The organism is Streptacidiphilus jeojiensis (assembly GCF_042510965.1).
GTDB lineage: Bacteria > Actinomycetota > Actinomycetes > Streptomycetales > Streptomycetaceae > Streptacidiphilus > Streptacidiphilus jeojiensis.
Genome location: NZ_JBEUKS010000005.1, coordinates 506,668 through 522,137 on the forward strand (window position 1 = coordinate 506,668; position 15,470 = coordinate 522,137).

14 protein-coding genes are annotated in these 15,470 nt (G+C 73.6%); 2 read left to right on the top strand and 12 right to left on the bottom strand.

What is annotated here, in order from left to right:
* Positions 1–99: 99 nt before the first annotated feature.
* Positions 100–2,946: an ATP-binding protein gene (locus ABUW04_RS17290; RefSeq protein ID WP_380565603.1), complete on the bottom strand. Its 2,847-nt coding sequence runs from the start codon at positions 2,944–2,946 to the stop codon at positions 100–102.
* A 186-nt stretch (positions 2,947–3,132) separates the two neighbouring features.
* Between ABUW04_RS17290 and ABUW04_RS17295 the strand changes: the two genes are divergently transcribed.
* Complete coding sequence (locus ABUW04_RS17295) at positions 3,133–3,498, top strand: nuclear transport factor 2 family protein (protein ID WP_380565604.1); 366 nt, start codon at positions 3,133–3,135, stop codon at positions 3,496–3,498.
* Positions 3,499–3,612: 114 nt separating this feature from the next.
* Positions 3,613–5,055, top strand: a complete 1,443-nt coding sequence (locus ABUW04_RS17300; protein WP_380565605.1) for an MFS transporter — start codon at positions 3,613–3,615, stop codon at positions 5,053–5,055.
* A 78-nt stretch (positions 5,056–5,133) separates the two neighbouring features.
* On the opposite strand, the gene ABUW04_RS17305 is transcribed toward ABUW04_RS17300, so the two are convergent.
* The 11 genes from ABUW04_RS17305 to mltG all read right to left on the bottom strand — a co-directional run bounded on the left by ABUW04_RS17305 (position 5,134) and on the right by mltG (position 15,458).
* On the bottom strand, positions 5,134–6,111 hold the full coding sequence (locus tag ABUW04_RS17305; RefSeq protein ID WP_380565606.1) for a hypothetical protein: 978 nt from the start codon (positions 6,109–6,111) through the stop codon (positions 5,134–5,136).
* A 202-nt stretch (positions 6,112–6,313) separates the two neighbouring features.
* Positions 6,314–6,754: a transcription antitermination factor NusB gene (gene nusB, locus ABUW04_RS17310; protein WP_030248781.1), complete on the bottom strand. Its 441-nt coding sequence runs from the start codon at positions 6,752–6,754 to the stop codon at positions 6,314–6,316.
* 2 nt (positions 6,755–6,756) lie between these two features.
* The gene (efp, locus tag ABUW04_RS17315; RefSeq protein WP_030248780.1) at positions 6,757–7,323 is read right to left on the bottom strand and encodes an elongation factor P; all 567 of its coding nucleotides are present in this window, start codon (positions 7,321–7,323) and stop codon (positions 6,757–6,759) included.
* Positions 7,324–7,399: 76 nt separating this feature from the next.
* On the bottom strand, positions 7,400–8,500 hold the full coding sequence (locus ABUW04_RS17320) for a M24 family metallopeptidase (RefSeq protein WP_380565607.1): 1,101 nt from the start codon (positions 8,498–8,500) through the stop codon (positions 7,400–7,402).
* A 181-nt stretch (positions 8,501–8,681) separates the two neighbouring features.
* Positions 8,682–9,398: an AAA family ATPase gene (locus ABUW04_RS17325; RefSeq protein ID WP_051724789.1), complete on the bottom strand. Its 717-nt coding sequence runs from the start codon at positions 9,396–9,398 to the stop codon at positions 8,682–8,684.
* A 130-nt stretch (positions 9,399–9,528) separates the two neighbouring features.
* Positions 9,529–9,966, bottom strand: coding sequence for a type II 3-dehydroquinate dehydratase (aroQ, locus tag ABUW04_RS17330; RefSeq protein WP_380565608.1), 438 nt, complete (start codon positions 9,964–9,966; stop codon positions 9,529–9,531).
* Positions 9,963–11,060: a 3-dehydroquinate synthase gene (gene aroB, locus ABUW04_RS17335; RefSeq protein WP_380565609.1), complete on the bottom strand. Its 1,098-nt coding sequence runs from the start codon at positions 11,058–11,060 to the stop codon at positions 9,963–9,965. The genes aroQ and aroB overlap by 4 nt, the downstream gene beginning before the upstream one ends.
* Positions 11,057–11,584 carry a shikimate kinase gene (locus ABUW04_RS17340; RefSeq protein WP_030248772.1) on the bottom strand — a complete coding sequence of 176 codons (528 nt, stop codon included), beginning with the start codon at positions 11,582–11,584 and terminating at the stop codon, positions 11,057–11,059. Before ABUW04_RS17340 ends, aroB begins: the two co-directional genes overlap by 4 nt.
* On the bottom strand, positions 11,581–12,765 hold the full coding sequence (aroC, locus tag ABUW04_RS17345) for a chorismate synthase (protein ID WP_037594093.1): 1,185 nt from the start codon (positions 12,763–12,765) through the stop codon (positions 11,581–11,583). The genes ABUW04_RS17340 and aroC overlap by 4 nt, the downstream gene beginning before the upstream one ends.
* Positions 12,766–12,978: 213 nt before the next feature.
* Positions 12,979–13,815 carry a shikimate dehydrogenase gene (locus tag ABUW04_RS17350; protein ID WP_380565610.1) on the bottom strand — a complete coding sequence of 279 codons (837 nt, stop codon included), beginning with the start codon at positions 13,813–13,815 and terminating at the stop codon, positions 12,979–12,981.
* Entirely contained in the window at positions 13,815–15,458 is a 1,644-nt protein-coding gene (mltG, locus tag ABUW04_RS17355) for an endolytic transglycosylase MltG (protein ID WP_380565611.1), read from the bottom strand. Before mltG ends, ABUW04_RS17350 begins: the two co-directional genes overlap by 1 nt.
* Positions 15,459–15,470: the final 12 nt, after the last annotated feature.

The following is a 15,470-nucleotide window of genomic DNA, read 5'->3' on the forward strand; positions in this document are numbered from 1 at the left end:
CCATACGACAGCCAGTGACCGGATCGGGCCCGTCGGAATAGGCCAGGCAGGGGAACGGAATCACTCCTGCGATACTCCCGGGCGACCGCTGACCCGCGGTCAGAACAGTTCGGCGAGTTCCCCGCGCGAGGCGACGCCGAGCTTGGGGTAGGCCTTGTAGAGGTGGTATCCGACGGTCCGTGAGCTGAGGAACAGCTGGGCGGCGATGTCCCGGTTGGACAGCCCCTGCGCCGCCAGCCGGACGATCTGCGACTCCTGCGGGGTGAGCGAGGCCAGCGGCCCGGACCCGGCCCGGCCCTGCGGGGCGGCGGTTCCGGTGGCGCCCAGCTCCGAGCGGGCCCGCTCGGCCCAGGGCACGGCGCCGAGCTGGTCGAACGCCGACTGGGCGGCCAGCAGCGGACCCCGGGCCTCGGCCTTGCGGCGGCCGCGACGCAACCACTCGCCGTACAGCAGGGCGGTGCGGGCCCGGTCCCAGGGGCGGTCCTGCTCCTCGTGCCGGCGCAGCGCGGCGGTGAAGCGCTGCTCGGCGTCGGCGTCCTCGCCCAGCAGCGCCTCGCAGCGCAGCACCAGGGCCTCCGTCCAGGGCTGCCCGGTCCGGGCGGCCCAGCGGCGGAAGTAGTCGAACGGCCCGGCGGCGCGCTCCGGCTCACGCAGCCGCACTGCCGCCTCGACCAGGTCGGGGACGGCGCGCAGACCGGCCACATGGTGCCGCTGCGGGCCGTGGACCAGCGGCTCCAGCCGGCCCAGGCACTCCTCGGCCCGGCCCAGGCCCAGGTCGAGCAGCCCCAGCGACCACTGGGTCCAGGGACGCCCGGCCAGGCCGGCCGCGTGGGCGGCATCGGCGCTGCGCCGGGTTGACGCCTCGTCACCGCGCAGGGCCGCCAGCTGCGCCAGGAAACTGTGCAACTGCCCGGCCCAGTGCGGCTGCCCGGTGTCCTCGGCGATCCGCAGCGCCTCGCTGGCGTGGGCCAGCGCCTCGGCGGGACGGCCCTGGAACAGCTCGCCCTCGGCCAGGAAGAACAGCAGCGTCGGCAGCGCCCCGACCGCGCCCACCGCACGGGCCTCGGCCACCAGCTCCTCGGCCAGGCGCAGCGTCTCGTCGTCGCGCCCCATGATCAGCGTCGCCCCGCAGACCGTCACCAGGTCCACCGGTACGGCGGCCCCGGCGGCGCGGGCCCGGGCCACGGTGTCGGCGACCGGTGGTACCGGCTGCGTGCTGCGGCCCAGCAGCGAGCGGACCACCTGCACCAGATAGCCGGCCTGGGCGGCGGTGGGATGGGACCCGGGGCCGGAGTCGGGGCCCGCTCCGGCCACGGTCCCGGCGGCGGGCGGTTCCGCCAGGGCACCGAGCCGGTCGCAGACCACGCCCACCTGCTCCTCCCCCAGGTACCAGGCGACATGGAAGGCCTGCATCAGCACCCGGGCCAGGTGCTCGGGCGCCACGTCGGCGGCGAGGTCCGCGGTGCGCAGCAGCAGATCGAACGCGCCCTGGTCGGAGCCGCGCCAGAACTGGGCGGTGGCCTGCACCAGCAGCAGCTGGGCCCGTCTCAGCCGGTCGTCCGACCCGCCGTCAGCCCCGCCCGCGGTGCTGCCCTCGGGGTCCAGCCGGCGCAGGGTGCGGACCGCCAGCTCGGCGGCACGGTCGGTCTCGCCCGCCTCGATCGCGGCCTCCGCCGCATAGGTGTAGCGGCGGGTGGCCGTCGCCCGCTCCGGGGTGAGCCGGGCCGAGCGCTCATAGGCGGAGGCGGCGCCGGCGTGCCCGCCGCGCCGGGCGGCCTGCACGGCGGCCCGTTCCAGCGCCGCCGCCGTGGGTTCGTCGGGGCCGGTCGCGGCCAGGGCCAGGTGCCAGGCCCGTCGGCCCTCGGCGTCCGGGACCGGCAGCGCGGCCAGCGCCTCGGCCAGGGCCCGGTGCGCGGCCAGCCGCTGGGCCAGCGGGGCCCGCTGGAGCACGGCCGAGCGCAGCAGCGGGTGCCGGAACACCAGCCGCTGCCCGGCCTCCGACGGCGCGGTCCGGACCAGCTCGGCCTGCTCGGCGGCCCGCAGGTCCTCCGCGGCTGCGCCGAGCACGGCGGCGGCGCGCAGGACCACGTCCAGGTCGCCGGTCTCCTCGGCCGCCGCGACCAGCAGCAGGGTCTGCGTGGCCGCGGGCAGCCTGCTGACCTGCCCGTGGTAGGCGAGCTGCAGCTGGCCGGCCAGCGGGACGGCACCGGCGGCTTCGACACCGGCGCCGGCGCCGGCGACGGGGCCCTCCGGCCCAGGAGCGGCCGGCAGTTCGCTCAGGGCCAGCGGATTGCCGTGCGCCTGCGCCAGCACCCGGCTCCTGGCGTGGTCGCTCAGACCTGCGGCGCGCTCGGCCAGCAGGGTGCGGGCCGCCTCGGCGGGGAGCGCCCCGAGCCGCAGCTCGGGCAGCCCGGGAGCGGACCAGGCGCCCTCGCCGTCCCGTGCGCCGAAGAGCAGCACCACGCCCTCGGCCTGCAACCGCCGGGCCGCGAGCAGCAGCGCCCCGGCCGAGGCGTGGTCCAGCCACTGCGCGTCGTCGACCACGCACAGCAGCGGCTGCTTCTCGGCCAGGTCGGCGAGCAGGGTGAGGGTGGCCAGGCCGGCCAGCAGCCGGTCCGGGGCGGCCGTCGGGGCCGCGGGTTCGTCGCTGAGGCCGAAGGCGCGTTCCAGCGCCCGGCGCTGCGGGGCCGGCAGCCCGGGCAGCCGGTCCAGGGCGGGTGACAGCAGCAGGTTCAGCCCGGCGAAGGGCAGATCGGCCTCGTACTCGACGCCGGTGGCGCGCACCACCCGGAAGTCCGGGGCAGCCGCCTCGACGGCGTGCTCCAGCAGCGCGGTCTTGCCGATCCCCGGCTCGCCGCGCAGCACCAGCACACCGCTGCGCCCGGCCCGCGCACCCGCCAGCAGCGCCTCGACCGCGGCCTGTTCACCCTCGCGTCCGTACAGCAACCCGGGATCCCCCTTCCCTCTGCACGCACCCTACCTGCCACCCCTGACAACCCCCCTGCGGAAAGTACCTAAGCGCGACAGATTCGACGGTCTCCCGTCCTGCGTAGCTTTTTGACCTGCAAGGACGACCGGACAACCGGACGACGGCGACAGACGGACCGTCAGGACAGCAGGGAGAACCCGATCATGAGCGACCTTCAGGACCTCGCCGAGCGCTACCTCGCCACCTGGAACGAGACCGACCCCGCGGCCCGCCGCCGCCTGGTCGACGAGGTGTGGGCCGAGGACGGCAGCTACACCGACCCGCTGGTGGCCGCGGAGGGCAGGGACGCCATCGACGCCACCCTGGGCGCCGTGCAGGCCCAGTTCCCCGGGCTGGTGTTCACCCTCGGCGGCGCCGTCGACGCGCACCACGACATCGCCCGCTTCACCTGGGAGCTCGGCCCGCAGGGCGCCGAGGCCCTGGTCGTCGGCTTCGACGTGCTGGTCGCCGACGCCGGGGGGCGGATCAAGCAGGTCCACGGCTTCCTCGACAAGGTGCCCTCGGCCTGACGGCATCCGCCAGGCCTGACGCACCCCCAAGAACTCCGTCCGGGGCCGCTCCCACAGCCCCGGGCGGGGCCCGACCCCTCCCCGCAGCACCCCTACGCAATCAGGAGCACGCTGATGACCACCTCCACCGTCCCCGCCCCGGCCGCCGCGGCCGACGCCGGGACCACACCCCGGGGCCTGCTCCCGGTGATGCTGACCGCGACCTTCATGACCGCCCTGGACTTCTTCATCGTCAATGTGGCGATCCCCTCCATGCAGTCGGACCTGGGCGCCGGCGCCTCCGCGATCCAGTGGATCGTCGCCGCCTTCGGCCTGGCCCTGGCCACCGCGCTGATCACCGCGGGCCGGATCGGCGACATCGCCGGACGCCGCCGGATCTTCGCGCTCGGCCTGACCCTGTTCACGCTGTCCTCAGCGGCCTGCGGCCTGGCCCCCACCGTCGGCGTGCTGATCGCCGCCCGCGCCGTACAGGGGCTGTCGGCGGCGCTGATGGGACCGCAGGTACTGGTCATCCTGCAGACCGCCTACCGCGGCGCGGCCCAGGCCAAGGCCTTCGCGATGTACGGGCTCACGATGGGCATCGGCGCGGTGTTCGGCCAGCTCATCGGCGGGGTGCTGATCCGCGCCGACCTCTTCGGCCTGGACTGGCGGTCCTGCTTCCTGATCAACGTCCCGGTCGGCGTCGCCACCCTGGTGCTGGTCCCCCGGGTGGTCCCGGAGTCCCGAGCGCCGCAGCGGCCCAGGCTGGACCTGGCCGGCGTCACCCTGGTCACCGCCGCCCTGGTCACCCTGGTGCTGCCGCTGATCCAGGGCCGGGCGCAGGGCTGGCCGGCCTGGACCTGGGTCTGCCTGGCCGGCTCCGCCGTCCTTTTCGCCGTCTTCGGCGTGCACCAGCACCGGGCCAGCGCCCGCGGCGGACTGCCGCTGGTCCACACCGGGCTGTTCCGGGAGCGCGTCTTCAGCGCCGGATCGCTGGCACAGCTCACCTTCTGGCTCGGCCAGGGCTCCTTCTTCCTGATCCTGGCGCTCTACCTGCAGCAGGGCCGCGGCCTGGACGCGCTGGCCTCGGGCGTGGTGTTCACCGTGATCGGCGGCGGCTATCTGGCCACCTCGATGACTGCACACCTGCTCGCGGCCCGGATGGGGCGTCACGTGCTGACCGTCGGCGCCCTGCTGATGGCCCTGGGCCTGGGGCTGCTCTGGCTGGCCGTCGGCCTGCTGGGCACCGGCGGCGGCACCGCCGGGGCCGCCTGGCTGGCACCGGGCCTGCTGGTCGACGGCCTGGGCATGGGGATGGTCATCGCCCCGCTGACCGGCACCGTGCTCAGCCGGGTCAAGCCGCAGCTGGCCGGCTCCGCCTCGGGGGTGCTGGCCACCACCCAGCAGGTGGCCGGCGCGCTGGGGATCGCGCTGATCGGCATCGTCTTCTACGGAGCCCTCGGCAACGCCGCCCCGGACCGCTTCCCGCACGCCTTCCAGCTCGGGCTGGCCTCGCTGGCCGGGGTGGAGCTGGTGCTGGCCGGCCTGGTCCAGCTGCTCCCCCGCCGCAACGCCTGAACCCGACAGCCCGTCGGCGCCGCCCCCGGTTCTCTCCGGGGGCGGCGCCGTCGCGTGCCGAGCCGTGCTGATCCGGCGTCAGCCCAGGCTGATCTCCCCGAGCGCGAAGCCCGGGACGGACTCGGTTCCCGGCAGGCAGACCGCGATCCAGGACACCGCCGGTACCGACAGGTCCAGCAGCACATCGGCGGCGTTGCGCGGCACGAAGCCACCGTCGTCCAGCTCCCAGCCCCAGGCCACCGAGCCGCGGGTACGGCACATCCCGGACAGCACCACCCCGCCGGGCATGCCCAGCGCGAAGCCGGTGCACAGCAGCGAGCAGAGCAGGTCCAGGTCGGCCTCCTCGATCCGCAGCACGCTGCCGCCGTCGTCGCCCGCCTCCAGCAGCAGGTCGGCCCAGGCCTCCACCGGCCCCTCCGGCGACCGCAGCGAGCAGACCAGCCGGAACCGGCCCTGGCCGGCGCCGACCAGGACCCGGCGCAGCGCGTCGGCGCCCTCGGTGTAGGCGGCGCGCAGCGGCTCCTCCGGGAACTCCCCGCCGGTCGCCGCCGCCTCCGCGGTCTCGGCCAGCATCCTGGCCAGCCGACGGTGCACCAGGCCCCGCTCGCGGGCCCGCGCCAGCCGGGCGGTGAACTCCGCCAGCGGCTCGCCCTCGTAGAGCACCCACTCGTCCTCGGCCTCCGGGTCGGCCGTGTAGGCGGTGTGGCTCTCCGGGTCCGCGAGCGAGAGGCCCTCGCGGTGGCAGAAGTCGACCAGGTCACCGGGGTGGAAGGCCCGGCCCCTGACCACGCCGCCGGACCCGGTCAGCCGTCCCAGCAGTTCCTCGATGTCCGCGAGGTACTCGGTGTAGCCGGTGTACTCGGTGCCTCCGTCCCGGCGCAGCGCCTCGAAGTCCTCGCGGCAGGTGACCACGCCGAGCAGGGTGGGCGCCGGCGGCCGGGCCGCACGGCTCCGGGTCCCGGGGCGGGCGACGGCGCGGGCGCCTCGCCGGCAGGGTGCGGGTGCCGCGGTCCGCGCGGTGGACGGGCGGCGGGTGCGTGCGTGCCTGGCGGCCATGGGAACTCCTCGGGGGCGGAAGGGCTCGGCGGGTGCGGCCCCGACGGCCGCTACCTGCGTCCTCCCCGACCACCGGCGCCCCATGCGCACCCTGTGTCACAGAACTGTCACCATCGGTGACGCACGGTGAACGACGGAAGGCCCGGCACCGTCCCCGTCCGGGGTGGTGCCGGGCCTGCGGCGGATCGCTCCGAACGCTCCGTCAGTCGCGCGAGGCGCGCAGCGACGGCTTGAGCTCCAGCAGTCGGGCCAGCAGTCCGTTGACGAACGCCGGGGACTCGTCGGTGGAGAACTCCTTGGCGATCTCGACCGACTCGTCCAGGACGACCGCGTCCGGGACGCCGTCCTCCCAGATCAGCTCGTACGCGCCCAGGCGCAGCACATTGCGGTCCACGATGGGCATCCGGTCCAGCGTCCAGCCCACCGCGTAGGTGGCGAGCAGGTCGTCGATCCGGGCGGCGTGCTGGCTGTAGCCCTCGACCAGCTCCATCGTGTACTCGCTGACCTGCGGCGTTCCCTCGTCCGGGGTGCGCGCCCGGCGCACCCAGTCCGCGAGCACGGACTGCGGGGTGACACCCCGGTGGTCCGCCTCGAAGAGGATCTGGAAGGCTCGCGTGCGGGCCTTGTTGCGTGCGGTGGACACGGTTAGGAGTTCACCCGGCCGAGGTAGTCGCCGGTGCGGGTGTCGACCTTGATCTTCTCACCGGTGGTGATGAAGAGCGGGACGCCGATCTCGTGGCCGGTCTCCAGGCGCGCGGGCTTGGTGCCGCCGGTGGAGCGGTCGCCCTGGACGCCGGGCTCGGTGTACTCGATGACCAGCTCGACCGAGGCGGGCAGCTCGACGTAGAGGGGGGCGCCCTCGTACATCGCGACGGTGGCCTCGTTGCCCTCGAGCAGGTAGTGGGCGTTGTCGCCGAGGACGGCCGGGCTGATCTGGATCTGGTCGTAGGTGTCCATGTCCATGAACACGAAGTCCTCGCCGTCCTTGTACGAGAACTGCATCCCGCGCTTGTCGACGCTGGCCGTCTCGACCTTCACGCCGGCGTTGAAGGTCTTGTCGACCACCTTGCCGGACAGCACGTGCTTCAGCTTGGTGCGCACGAAGGCCGGGCCCTTGCCGGGCTTGACGTGCTGGAACTCGACGACGGACCACAGCTGGTCGTTGTCGAGCTTGAGCACCATGCCGTTCTTGAGGTCGTTGGTGGAAGCCACGGTCGCACTAACTCCTGAGATATCGCGGTATGTCAAGCATCAGAACCAAGCGGCGGTGTCCGCGGACCCGGGCGGGTCACAGGGCGAGGAGCTCCTTGGTCGTGATGGTGAGCAGCTCGGGACCGCCGTCCTCGGACGGACGGACCACGAGCGTGTCCTCGATCCGGACCCCGCCGCGACCCGGGATGCAGACCCCGACGCCGACGGTTACCGGCACACGGTTGTCAAGCTTACCCAACTCCAGAGGTCCGAGACGCGGCTCCTCCCCGATCTCCAGCCCCACCCCTGCTCCGACGCCCTCGCGGGCAGCCGGTTCGGCCTCGTCGGGGGCCGGCTGCCCGGCGGCACCGAGCACCCGGCGGGCGGCACGGTCCGCCTCGTCGTACCCGCCGCCGACGGTCAGCGCCTCGCGAGCGGCGCGCTGGGCGGCGAAGACCTGCCGGTGCAGGTCCGACTGCCAGTCGGCGGGGCTGAGGCCGACCACGAAGGTACGGGTGGCGGCGGTGCGGTAGCCGCGGTAGCAGGCGCCCAGCGCGACGGTGAGGAAGTCGCCGTCCTCGACCCTGCGGTCCCCGGAGCTGTGGTCGGCGCGTCCGGAGTGGTCGCCGGAGCCGACCCGGGTCGGGAAGGCCGCGGAGTCGGCGCCGTGGTCGATCATGCGGCGCTCCAGCTCCATCGCCAGATGCCGTTCGGTGCGGCCGACCAGGATCGACTCCAGCAGCTCGCCCAGCGCCTGGTCGGCGATCTCCCCGGCGATGCGCAGGCAGGAGATCTCCTCCTCGTCCTTGACCGTGCGCAGTTGCTCCACCGCGCGGCCCAGGTCCCGGAGCTGCTCCATGCCCGGCGCCGCGGCGGCGACGGCCCGGTGCCGGGCCACGGTGAGGTCGTGCTCCTCGACGCCGAGGGTGCGGGCCCGGCAGCGGGCGGCCAGCAGCACGGCCGGGTCGGTGCCGGCGGGCACGGGCAGCACGGTGCAGCCGCCGTCGGACTCCGGGGGGCCGGTGGGACCGGCGGCAGCCGCTTCGGCGCCGTCACGGGTGAGCAGCAGCGCGGCCACGGAGTCGGATCCGGTGAGCCAGCGGACGTTGGCGGGTCTGGTGACCAGCGCCGCGTCGAGCCCTGCGGCGCTGGACCGCTCCCGCATCCGGTCGCGGCGTTCCGCGTGCACTTCGGCCATGCCCTGAGCGTAGGCACGGGGGCGCGGGGGCGCTCGGCGGGTTGGTCCAGGTGCGGCGTGTGCCTGGTTGCCGTTCGCGCAGTTCCCCGCGCCCCTAGCAAGTGCAACTGAGCCAGTTGCAGACCCCTAGGGGCGCGGGGAACTGCGCGACAAGCCAGGCACACGCCGCAGCCGAAAACGACTACCGATGCATCGCTCTGGTCAGTACCTGTTCCAGCGCCGCCACGGTCCCCGGGACGTCCAGCCTGGAGTTGTCGATGATGGGCAGCCCGGACCCGTACCAGCCGGCCATCCGGCCGTGGATCCGGGCGACCTCCTCGTCGTCCAGCCGCCGCACCCCGCTGCGCTGCGCATTGCGGGCGAGCACCACGTCGAGCCCGGGGAGCAGCACCACCGGCACCAGGTCGGGGCCGACGTGCCGCTTCCAGCCGCCCAGGCCGATCGCGGGGCGGTCCGGGAAGACGGCGTCGTCGATGATGCAGGAGATGCCGTTGGCGAGGTAGTTGCGGGCGGCGAAGCCGCAGGTCCGGCGGGCCAGCCGGTACTGGGCCTCGGACTGGTCGTTCCAGCCGGACTGGGGATTGGCGAAGCCGGAGCGGACCCACTCGCGGACGTCGTCCAGACTGATGTGCGCGGTCGGCGTGGTGCGGCTCTCGGCCCACTGCCGGGCCACCGAGGTCTTGCCGGCCCCGGCCGGACCGATCAGCAGCACCGCCACCGGCCCCCGCGCATGCGGGTGCGCGGGCGCCGTCCCCGGGGGCAGTCCCACCGGCATGACGAAGTGTCCGGTGGACGACTGCCCGGCGGCCGACTCCGGCACGGCGCGCAACTGCAGCGTCGCCCGCGGCGGTCCCGGCGTGGGCTCGGGCAGGCTGCCCTGGTAGTGCCCGTCGCTCACCGCTCCACCTCCTGCGTCACTCCCGTCCGACGGCTGCGACGATACCGCGCCGCAGCCGCCCCCACAGCTGCGTCTTTCCGGCCTGACCCGGTGTCATGCCAACGAGCGGGAACGGCCCCGGGTTTCGTACCTACCCGAGTGTTCCGGCCAGTGAGCGCAGGGCCAGCTCGTAGGAGCCGATGCCGAAGCCGGCGATGGTGCCGGAGGCGACCGCGGAGATGACCGAGGTGTGCCGGAACTCCTCGCGGGCGTGCGGGTTGGAGATGTGCACCTCGATCAGCGGGGCGGTGCGCTGCGAGGCGGCGTCCCGCATTCCGTAGGAGTAGTGGGTGAACGCACCGGGGTTGATCACCACCGGGAGCTTCCCGTCGGCGGCCTCGTGCAGCCAGCGGATCATCTCGCCCTCGTCGTTGGTCTCCCGGACCTCGACGTCCAGGCCCAGCTCCTTGCCCAGCGCGGTGCAGCGCTCGACCAGGCCGGCGTAGGAGGTGGAGCCGTAGACGTCGGGCTCACGGCTGCCCAGCCGGCCCAGGTTGGGGCCGTTGAGGACCAGGACCCGCTGGGTCATTTGGCCACCTCGGCGTAGGCGGCGACCAGCAGGGTCGGGTCCGGGGCCTCCAGCACGGTGGGCTTGCCCAGGCCGTCCAGGACGATGAAGCGCAGCATGTCCGCGCGGGACTTCTTGTCCAGCTTCATGGTCTCCAGCAGCTTGGGCCAGGCGTCCGCCTGGTAGGTCAGCGGCAGGCCGACCGAGGCCAGGACGGCGCGGTGCCGGTCGGCCGTGGCGTCGTCCAGCCGTCCGGCCAGGCGGCCGAGTTCGGCGGCGTAGACCATGCCGACGCTGACCGCGGCGCCGTGCCGCCACTTGTAGCGCTCGTTGCGCTCGATGGCGTGGGCCAGGGTGTGGCCGTAGTTGAGGATCTCCCGGCGGCCGGCCTCCTTGAGGTCGCCGGAGACCACCTCGGCCTTGACCTTGATGGAGCGCTCGATCAGCTCGGCGGTGTGCGGGCCCTCGGGGGTGGTCGCGGCCTGCGGGTCGGACTCCACCAGGTCCAGGATCACCGGGTCGGCGATGAAGCCGGTCTTGATGACCTCGGCCAGGCCGCTGATGTAGTCGTTGCGCGGCAGCGTCTCCAGGGTGGCCAGGTCCGCGAGCACCCCGGCGGGCGGGTGGAAGGCGCCGACCAGGTTCTTGCCCTCGGCGATGTTGATGCCGGTCTTGCCGCCGACCGCCGCGTCGACCATGCCCAGCAGGGTGGTCGGCATGGCGATCCAGCGGATCCCGCGCAGCCAGGAGGCGGCGACGAAGCCGGCCAGGTCGGTGGTGGACCCGCCGCCCACCGCCACGATCGCGTCGGTGCGGGTGAAACCGGTCTGCGCCAGCACCGACCAGCAGTACGCAGCCACCTCGGCGCTCTTGGCCTCCTCGGCGTTGGGCACCTGCAGCGCGATGGCCTCGTACCCCTGCGCGGCCAGGTCGTCCCGGATCGCCTCGCCGGTGGCGGACAGCGCCTCGGGGTGCACCACGGCCACGCGCTGGGCCGCGGAACCGATCAACCCGCCCAGCTCGCCCAGCAGCTGACGGCCCACCAGCACGTCGTAGGGGGCACTGCCGGCGTTGCCGCCGACCCGAATCCGAGTGACTTCCTGAGACTCCGTCATGCCTTCTCCAGCTGAAGCGCGTTGAGGACGGCGTCGGCCACCTGGTCGGGCGTCAGACCGTCGGTGGCCACCACGGCGCGGGCGACCTCGGTGTACAGGGGGCGGCGCTGCTCCATGAGCTCGCGCCAGCGGGCCCGCGGGTTGCCGATCAGCAGCGGGCGCGGGGCGTCCAGGCCGACCCGCTTGACCGCGTCGTGCAGGGACACGTCCAGGAAGACCACGGCGTGGCCCGACAGCAGTTCCCGGGTCCGCTCGCGCATGATCGCGCCACCGCCCAGCGCCAGCACGCCGTCGTGCTCGGCCAGCGCGGTGCGCACGGCCTCCGCCTCCAGCTCGCGGAAGTGCGCCTCGCCGTGGTCCACGAAGAGGTCGGCGATCGGCTGACCGGCGGCGGCCACCACGTCGGCGTCGGTGTCCCGCAGGCCGACGCCCAGCCGTGCGGCCACCGCGGCACCCACGGTGGACTTGCCCGATCCCGGCGGTCCGACGAGCACCACCACCGGGGCGACCGTCGGGCCGCTCATCGGACGATCAGGTTGTCGAGGTACCCCTGGACATTGCGGCGGGTCTCGCTGACGCTGTCGCCGCCGAACTTCTCGTCCACGGCGTCCGCCAGCACCAGCGCGACCATCGCCTCGGCGACGATCCCGGCGGCGGGCACGGCGCACACGTCGGAGCGCTGGTGGTGCGCCCGGGCGACCTCGCCGGTGCGCACGTCGATGGTGGCCAGCGCACGCGGCACGGTCGCGATGGGCTTCATCGCGGCGCGCACCCGCAGCACCTCACCGGTGGACATGCCGCCCTCGGTGCCGCCGGAGCGGTCGGAGGCCCGGCGCACCCCGTCCGGACCAGGCACGATCTCGTCGTGGGCCTGCGAGCCCGGGACGCGGGCCAGTTCGAAGCCGTCGCCGACCTCGACGCCCTTGATGGCCTGGATGCCCATCAGCGCGCCGGCCAGCCTGGCGTCCAGCCTGCGGTCCCAGTGCACGTGCGAGCCCAGGCCCGGCGGCAGGCCGTAGGCCAGCACCTCGACGACCCCGCCGAGGGTGTCGCCGTCCTTGTGGGCCTGGTCGATCTCGGCGACCATCCGCTTCGCGGCGTCGGCGTCCAGGCAGCGCACCGGGTCCTCGTCCAGCCGGGCCTCGTCGGCCGGGACCGGGACCACGCCGGCCGGGGCCTTGGCCGCGCCCAGCTCCACCACATGGGAGACCAGCTCGATGCCGCAGACCTCCTTGAGGTAGGCGCGGGCGACCGCGCCCAGCGCGACGCGGGCGGCGGTCTCCCGGGCGCTGGCGCGCTCCAGCACCGGTCGGGCCTCGTCCAGGTGGTACTTCTGCATCCCGACCAGGTCGGCGTGGCCGGGGCGGGGGCGGGTCAGCGCCTCGTTGCGGGCCAGGCCGGCCAGGATCTCCGGGTCGACCGGGTCGGCCGACATCACCTGCTCCCACTTGGGCCACTCGGTGTTGCCGACCATGATCGCGACCGGGCTGCCCATGGTCAGCCCGTGCCGGACGCCGCCGAGGAAGGTGACCTGGTCCTGCTCGAACTTCATCCGGGCACCGCGTCCGTAGCCGAGCCGACGGCGTGCCAGCGCGTCCACGATCACCTCGGAGGTGACCGGGACACCGGCGGGCAGGCCCTCCAGCGTCGCCACGAGTGCGGGGCCGTGCGACTCCCCCGCCGTCAGCCAGCGCAAGGTACCCAACGGTGCTCCTCAAAGATCCGGACGTGCGTCGTCTCCGATCCTCCCACGAGACCCTCCGGAGCTCAGAATCCGTCCAGATCCTGGCTGCGGGCCGTGCATGGTTGTTCGCGCAGTTCCCCGCGCCCCTGAGCAAGTGCAACTGAGCCAGTTGCAGACCCCTAGGGGTGCAGGGAACTGCGCGACAAACCAGGCAGACGCCGCACCCGAGATCCCTCAGAGACCACCGAGGGCCGCCTCGCCCGCGGCCCGCATCGCGGCCAGCGGAGCGGGGGTGATGCCGGTGAACATCTCGCACTGCAGCACCGCCTGGTGCACCAGCAGGTCCAGCCCGCCCAGCACACTGCCCCCGCGCTGCGACCAGGCGGCGGCCAGCGCCGTGGGCCAGGGGTGGTAAAGCACGTCGAACAGCACGCCCGGCGCCTGCGGCACCGCCGCGGCCAGGTGGTCGGTCGCCCCGACCGGCGTCGTGGAGACCGTCAGCGGCGCGCCGAACGCCTCCGCCGCGCGCTCCCACGCCGCGGTCCGCACCTTCACCTGCAGCCGCTCCCCCAGCGCCAGCATCTGCGCGGCCCGCTCGGGACCCCGGACGTAGGCGGTGACCTCGCCGGTGCAGATCCGCCCCAGCGCGGCCAGCGTGGACGAGGCGGTGGCGCCGGCGCCCAGCACCGAGGCGGACTCCACCGAGGTCACCCCGCGCTCGCGCAGCGCCGCGACCAGACCGGGGACGTCGGTGTTGTCGCCGGTGCGGCGTCCGTCCGCGGTGAACACCACGGTGTTCACCGCGTCCACCGCCAGCGCCGTTTCGCTGATCTCGTCCAGCAGGGGTATCACCACCCGCTTCAGCGGCATGGTCAGCGACAGCCCGGCCCAGCCCTCGCCCTCGACGTCGAGCGCGGCCAGGAAGCCGGGCAGCCCGGCCTCGTCCACCTCGAAGCGGCCGTAGTGACGGTCGGTCAGCCCCAGCGCCGCGTAGGCGGCGTTGTGCAGCACCGGGGAGAGCGAGTGCGCGATCGGCGAGCCCAGCACCGCGGCCCGGGTGGCGGTCCGCATCAGTCGCACTGCCCGGCGACGGCGTCGAAGCCCTGGTTGTGGGCCGTGCAGTACTGCTTCACCAGCACCTTGAAGTCCGTGAAGGTGTCGGCGAACTGGGTGTTGGTCGGGGTCATCGCGATGAAGTAGAGCCAGTTGCCCGGCGCCGGGTTGAGCACCGCGTTGATGGCGTCCATACCCGGGTTGCTGATCGGGCCCGGGGGCAGTCCCTTCACCAGGTAGGTGTTGTAGCCGCCGGCCTGGTCGCCGTTCTTCTGGGCGTTGGTGAACTTGGTGGAGTTCAGCGCGTACTGCAGCGTGGTGTCCAGCTGCAGCTGGCCGTGGGTCTCACCGTCGGTCTCGTTGATGCGGTTGCTGAGCACCCGGGCGATCTTGCTGAAGTCGGCCGTCTTACCCTCGGCCTGGAGGATGCTCGCCTCGATGAGGACCTGGTAGCCGTTCTTCAGCTTGACCCCCGGAGCCTTCGTGTCCAGGTCAAGGGCCTGGTACTGGGCGACAGCATTGGCGACCATCTGCTTCAGCAGGTCGGCCGGTTTCATGCCCTTGCTGACCGAGTAGCGGGTCGGCCAGAGGAAACCTTCGATGTCACCGTTCGCGTAGGACGGCAGACCAAGTCCCGAGATGTTGTCCTTGGCTGCCTTCGCCGTGGTCCCGGCCGGCAGGCCGAGCTTGGCGTCGATCTTGGTGTAGATCGCGCTGGCACGCATGCCCTCGGTGACGGTCATCACATCACCGCCGTTGTCTGCGATCAACAAGGCGACAGCATCAGCGCCGGACATCTGCTGTTTGAGCGTGTATGAACCAGGCTGGATGCTGCTCGCCTTGACGTTCTTGTTGTAGGCATTCACGAACGCCTGGCCGCTGGCTACCACGCCGTCAGCCTTCAGGACGTTGGCCATGGCCCAGCCGTCGGCGCCGCTGGGGATGGTGATCGTCACCGCGCCGGTGCCGCCGCCCACGTAGTCGGCGGGCGGCCCGAAGTGGGACTTGTAGAAGCCGTAGCCGTAGTAGCCGCCGGCCCCGATGCTGGCGACCAGCAGCAGCGACATGCCCAGGCAGGCCACCCCGCTGCGCTTGCGCTGGGTGCGGCCGGCCTGCTTGCGCTTGCGCTCGCCGTGCCGGCTGTCGTCCTCCTCGGCGAGGAAGGGCTGGTAGTCGTCCTCGTCGTCGTAGCCCTCGACGTGCTCGTCCTGGTACTCCTCGACCAGTTCCTCGTCCTCGGCCTGCAGCTCCTCGACCGGCGGCGCCAGCTCCTCGGCGTCCAGGGCCGCGGCCTCGGCCTCCCAGTCGATGCCGTCCGGGCCCAGCACCGGGGCGGCGGGCTGGACCGGCTGCGGCCGGGGCGGCTGGCGGTAGGGCTGCTGCGGCCGGACCTGCTGGGGCTGCTGCGGGTAACCCGGCTGCTGGTAGCCGGGCTGCTGCGGATACCCGGGCTGCTGCGGCTGGGGGTAGCCGGGCTGCTGCGGGTAGCCCGGCTGCTGCACGGGGTACTGCCCGGTGCCGTACGGGTCCTGTGCCTGCGGGTCGCCCCAGCCGTTCGTCGGCTGCTGCGGGTAGCCCACAGATCCGGCATAGGGGCTGCCCTGATTCGGGTCCCCGTGGCCCCACGGTGCGGTGCCGTAGCCCCGGCCCTGGTCGGTCATGCTTCCCCTTGG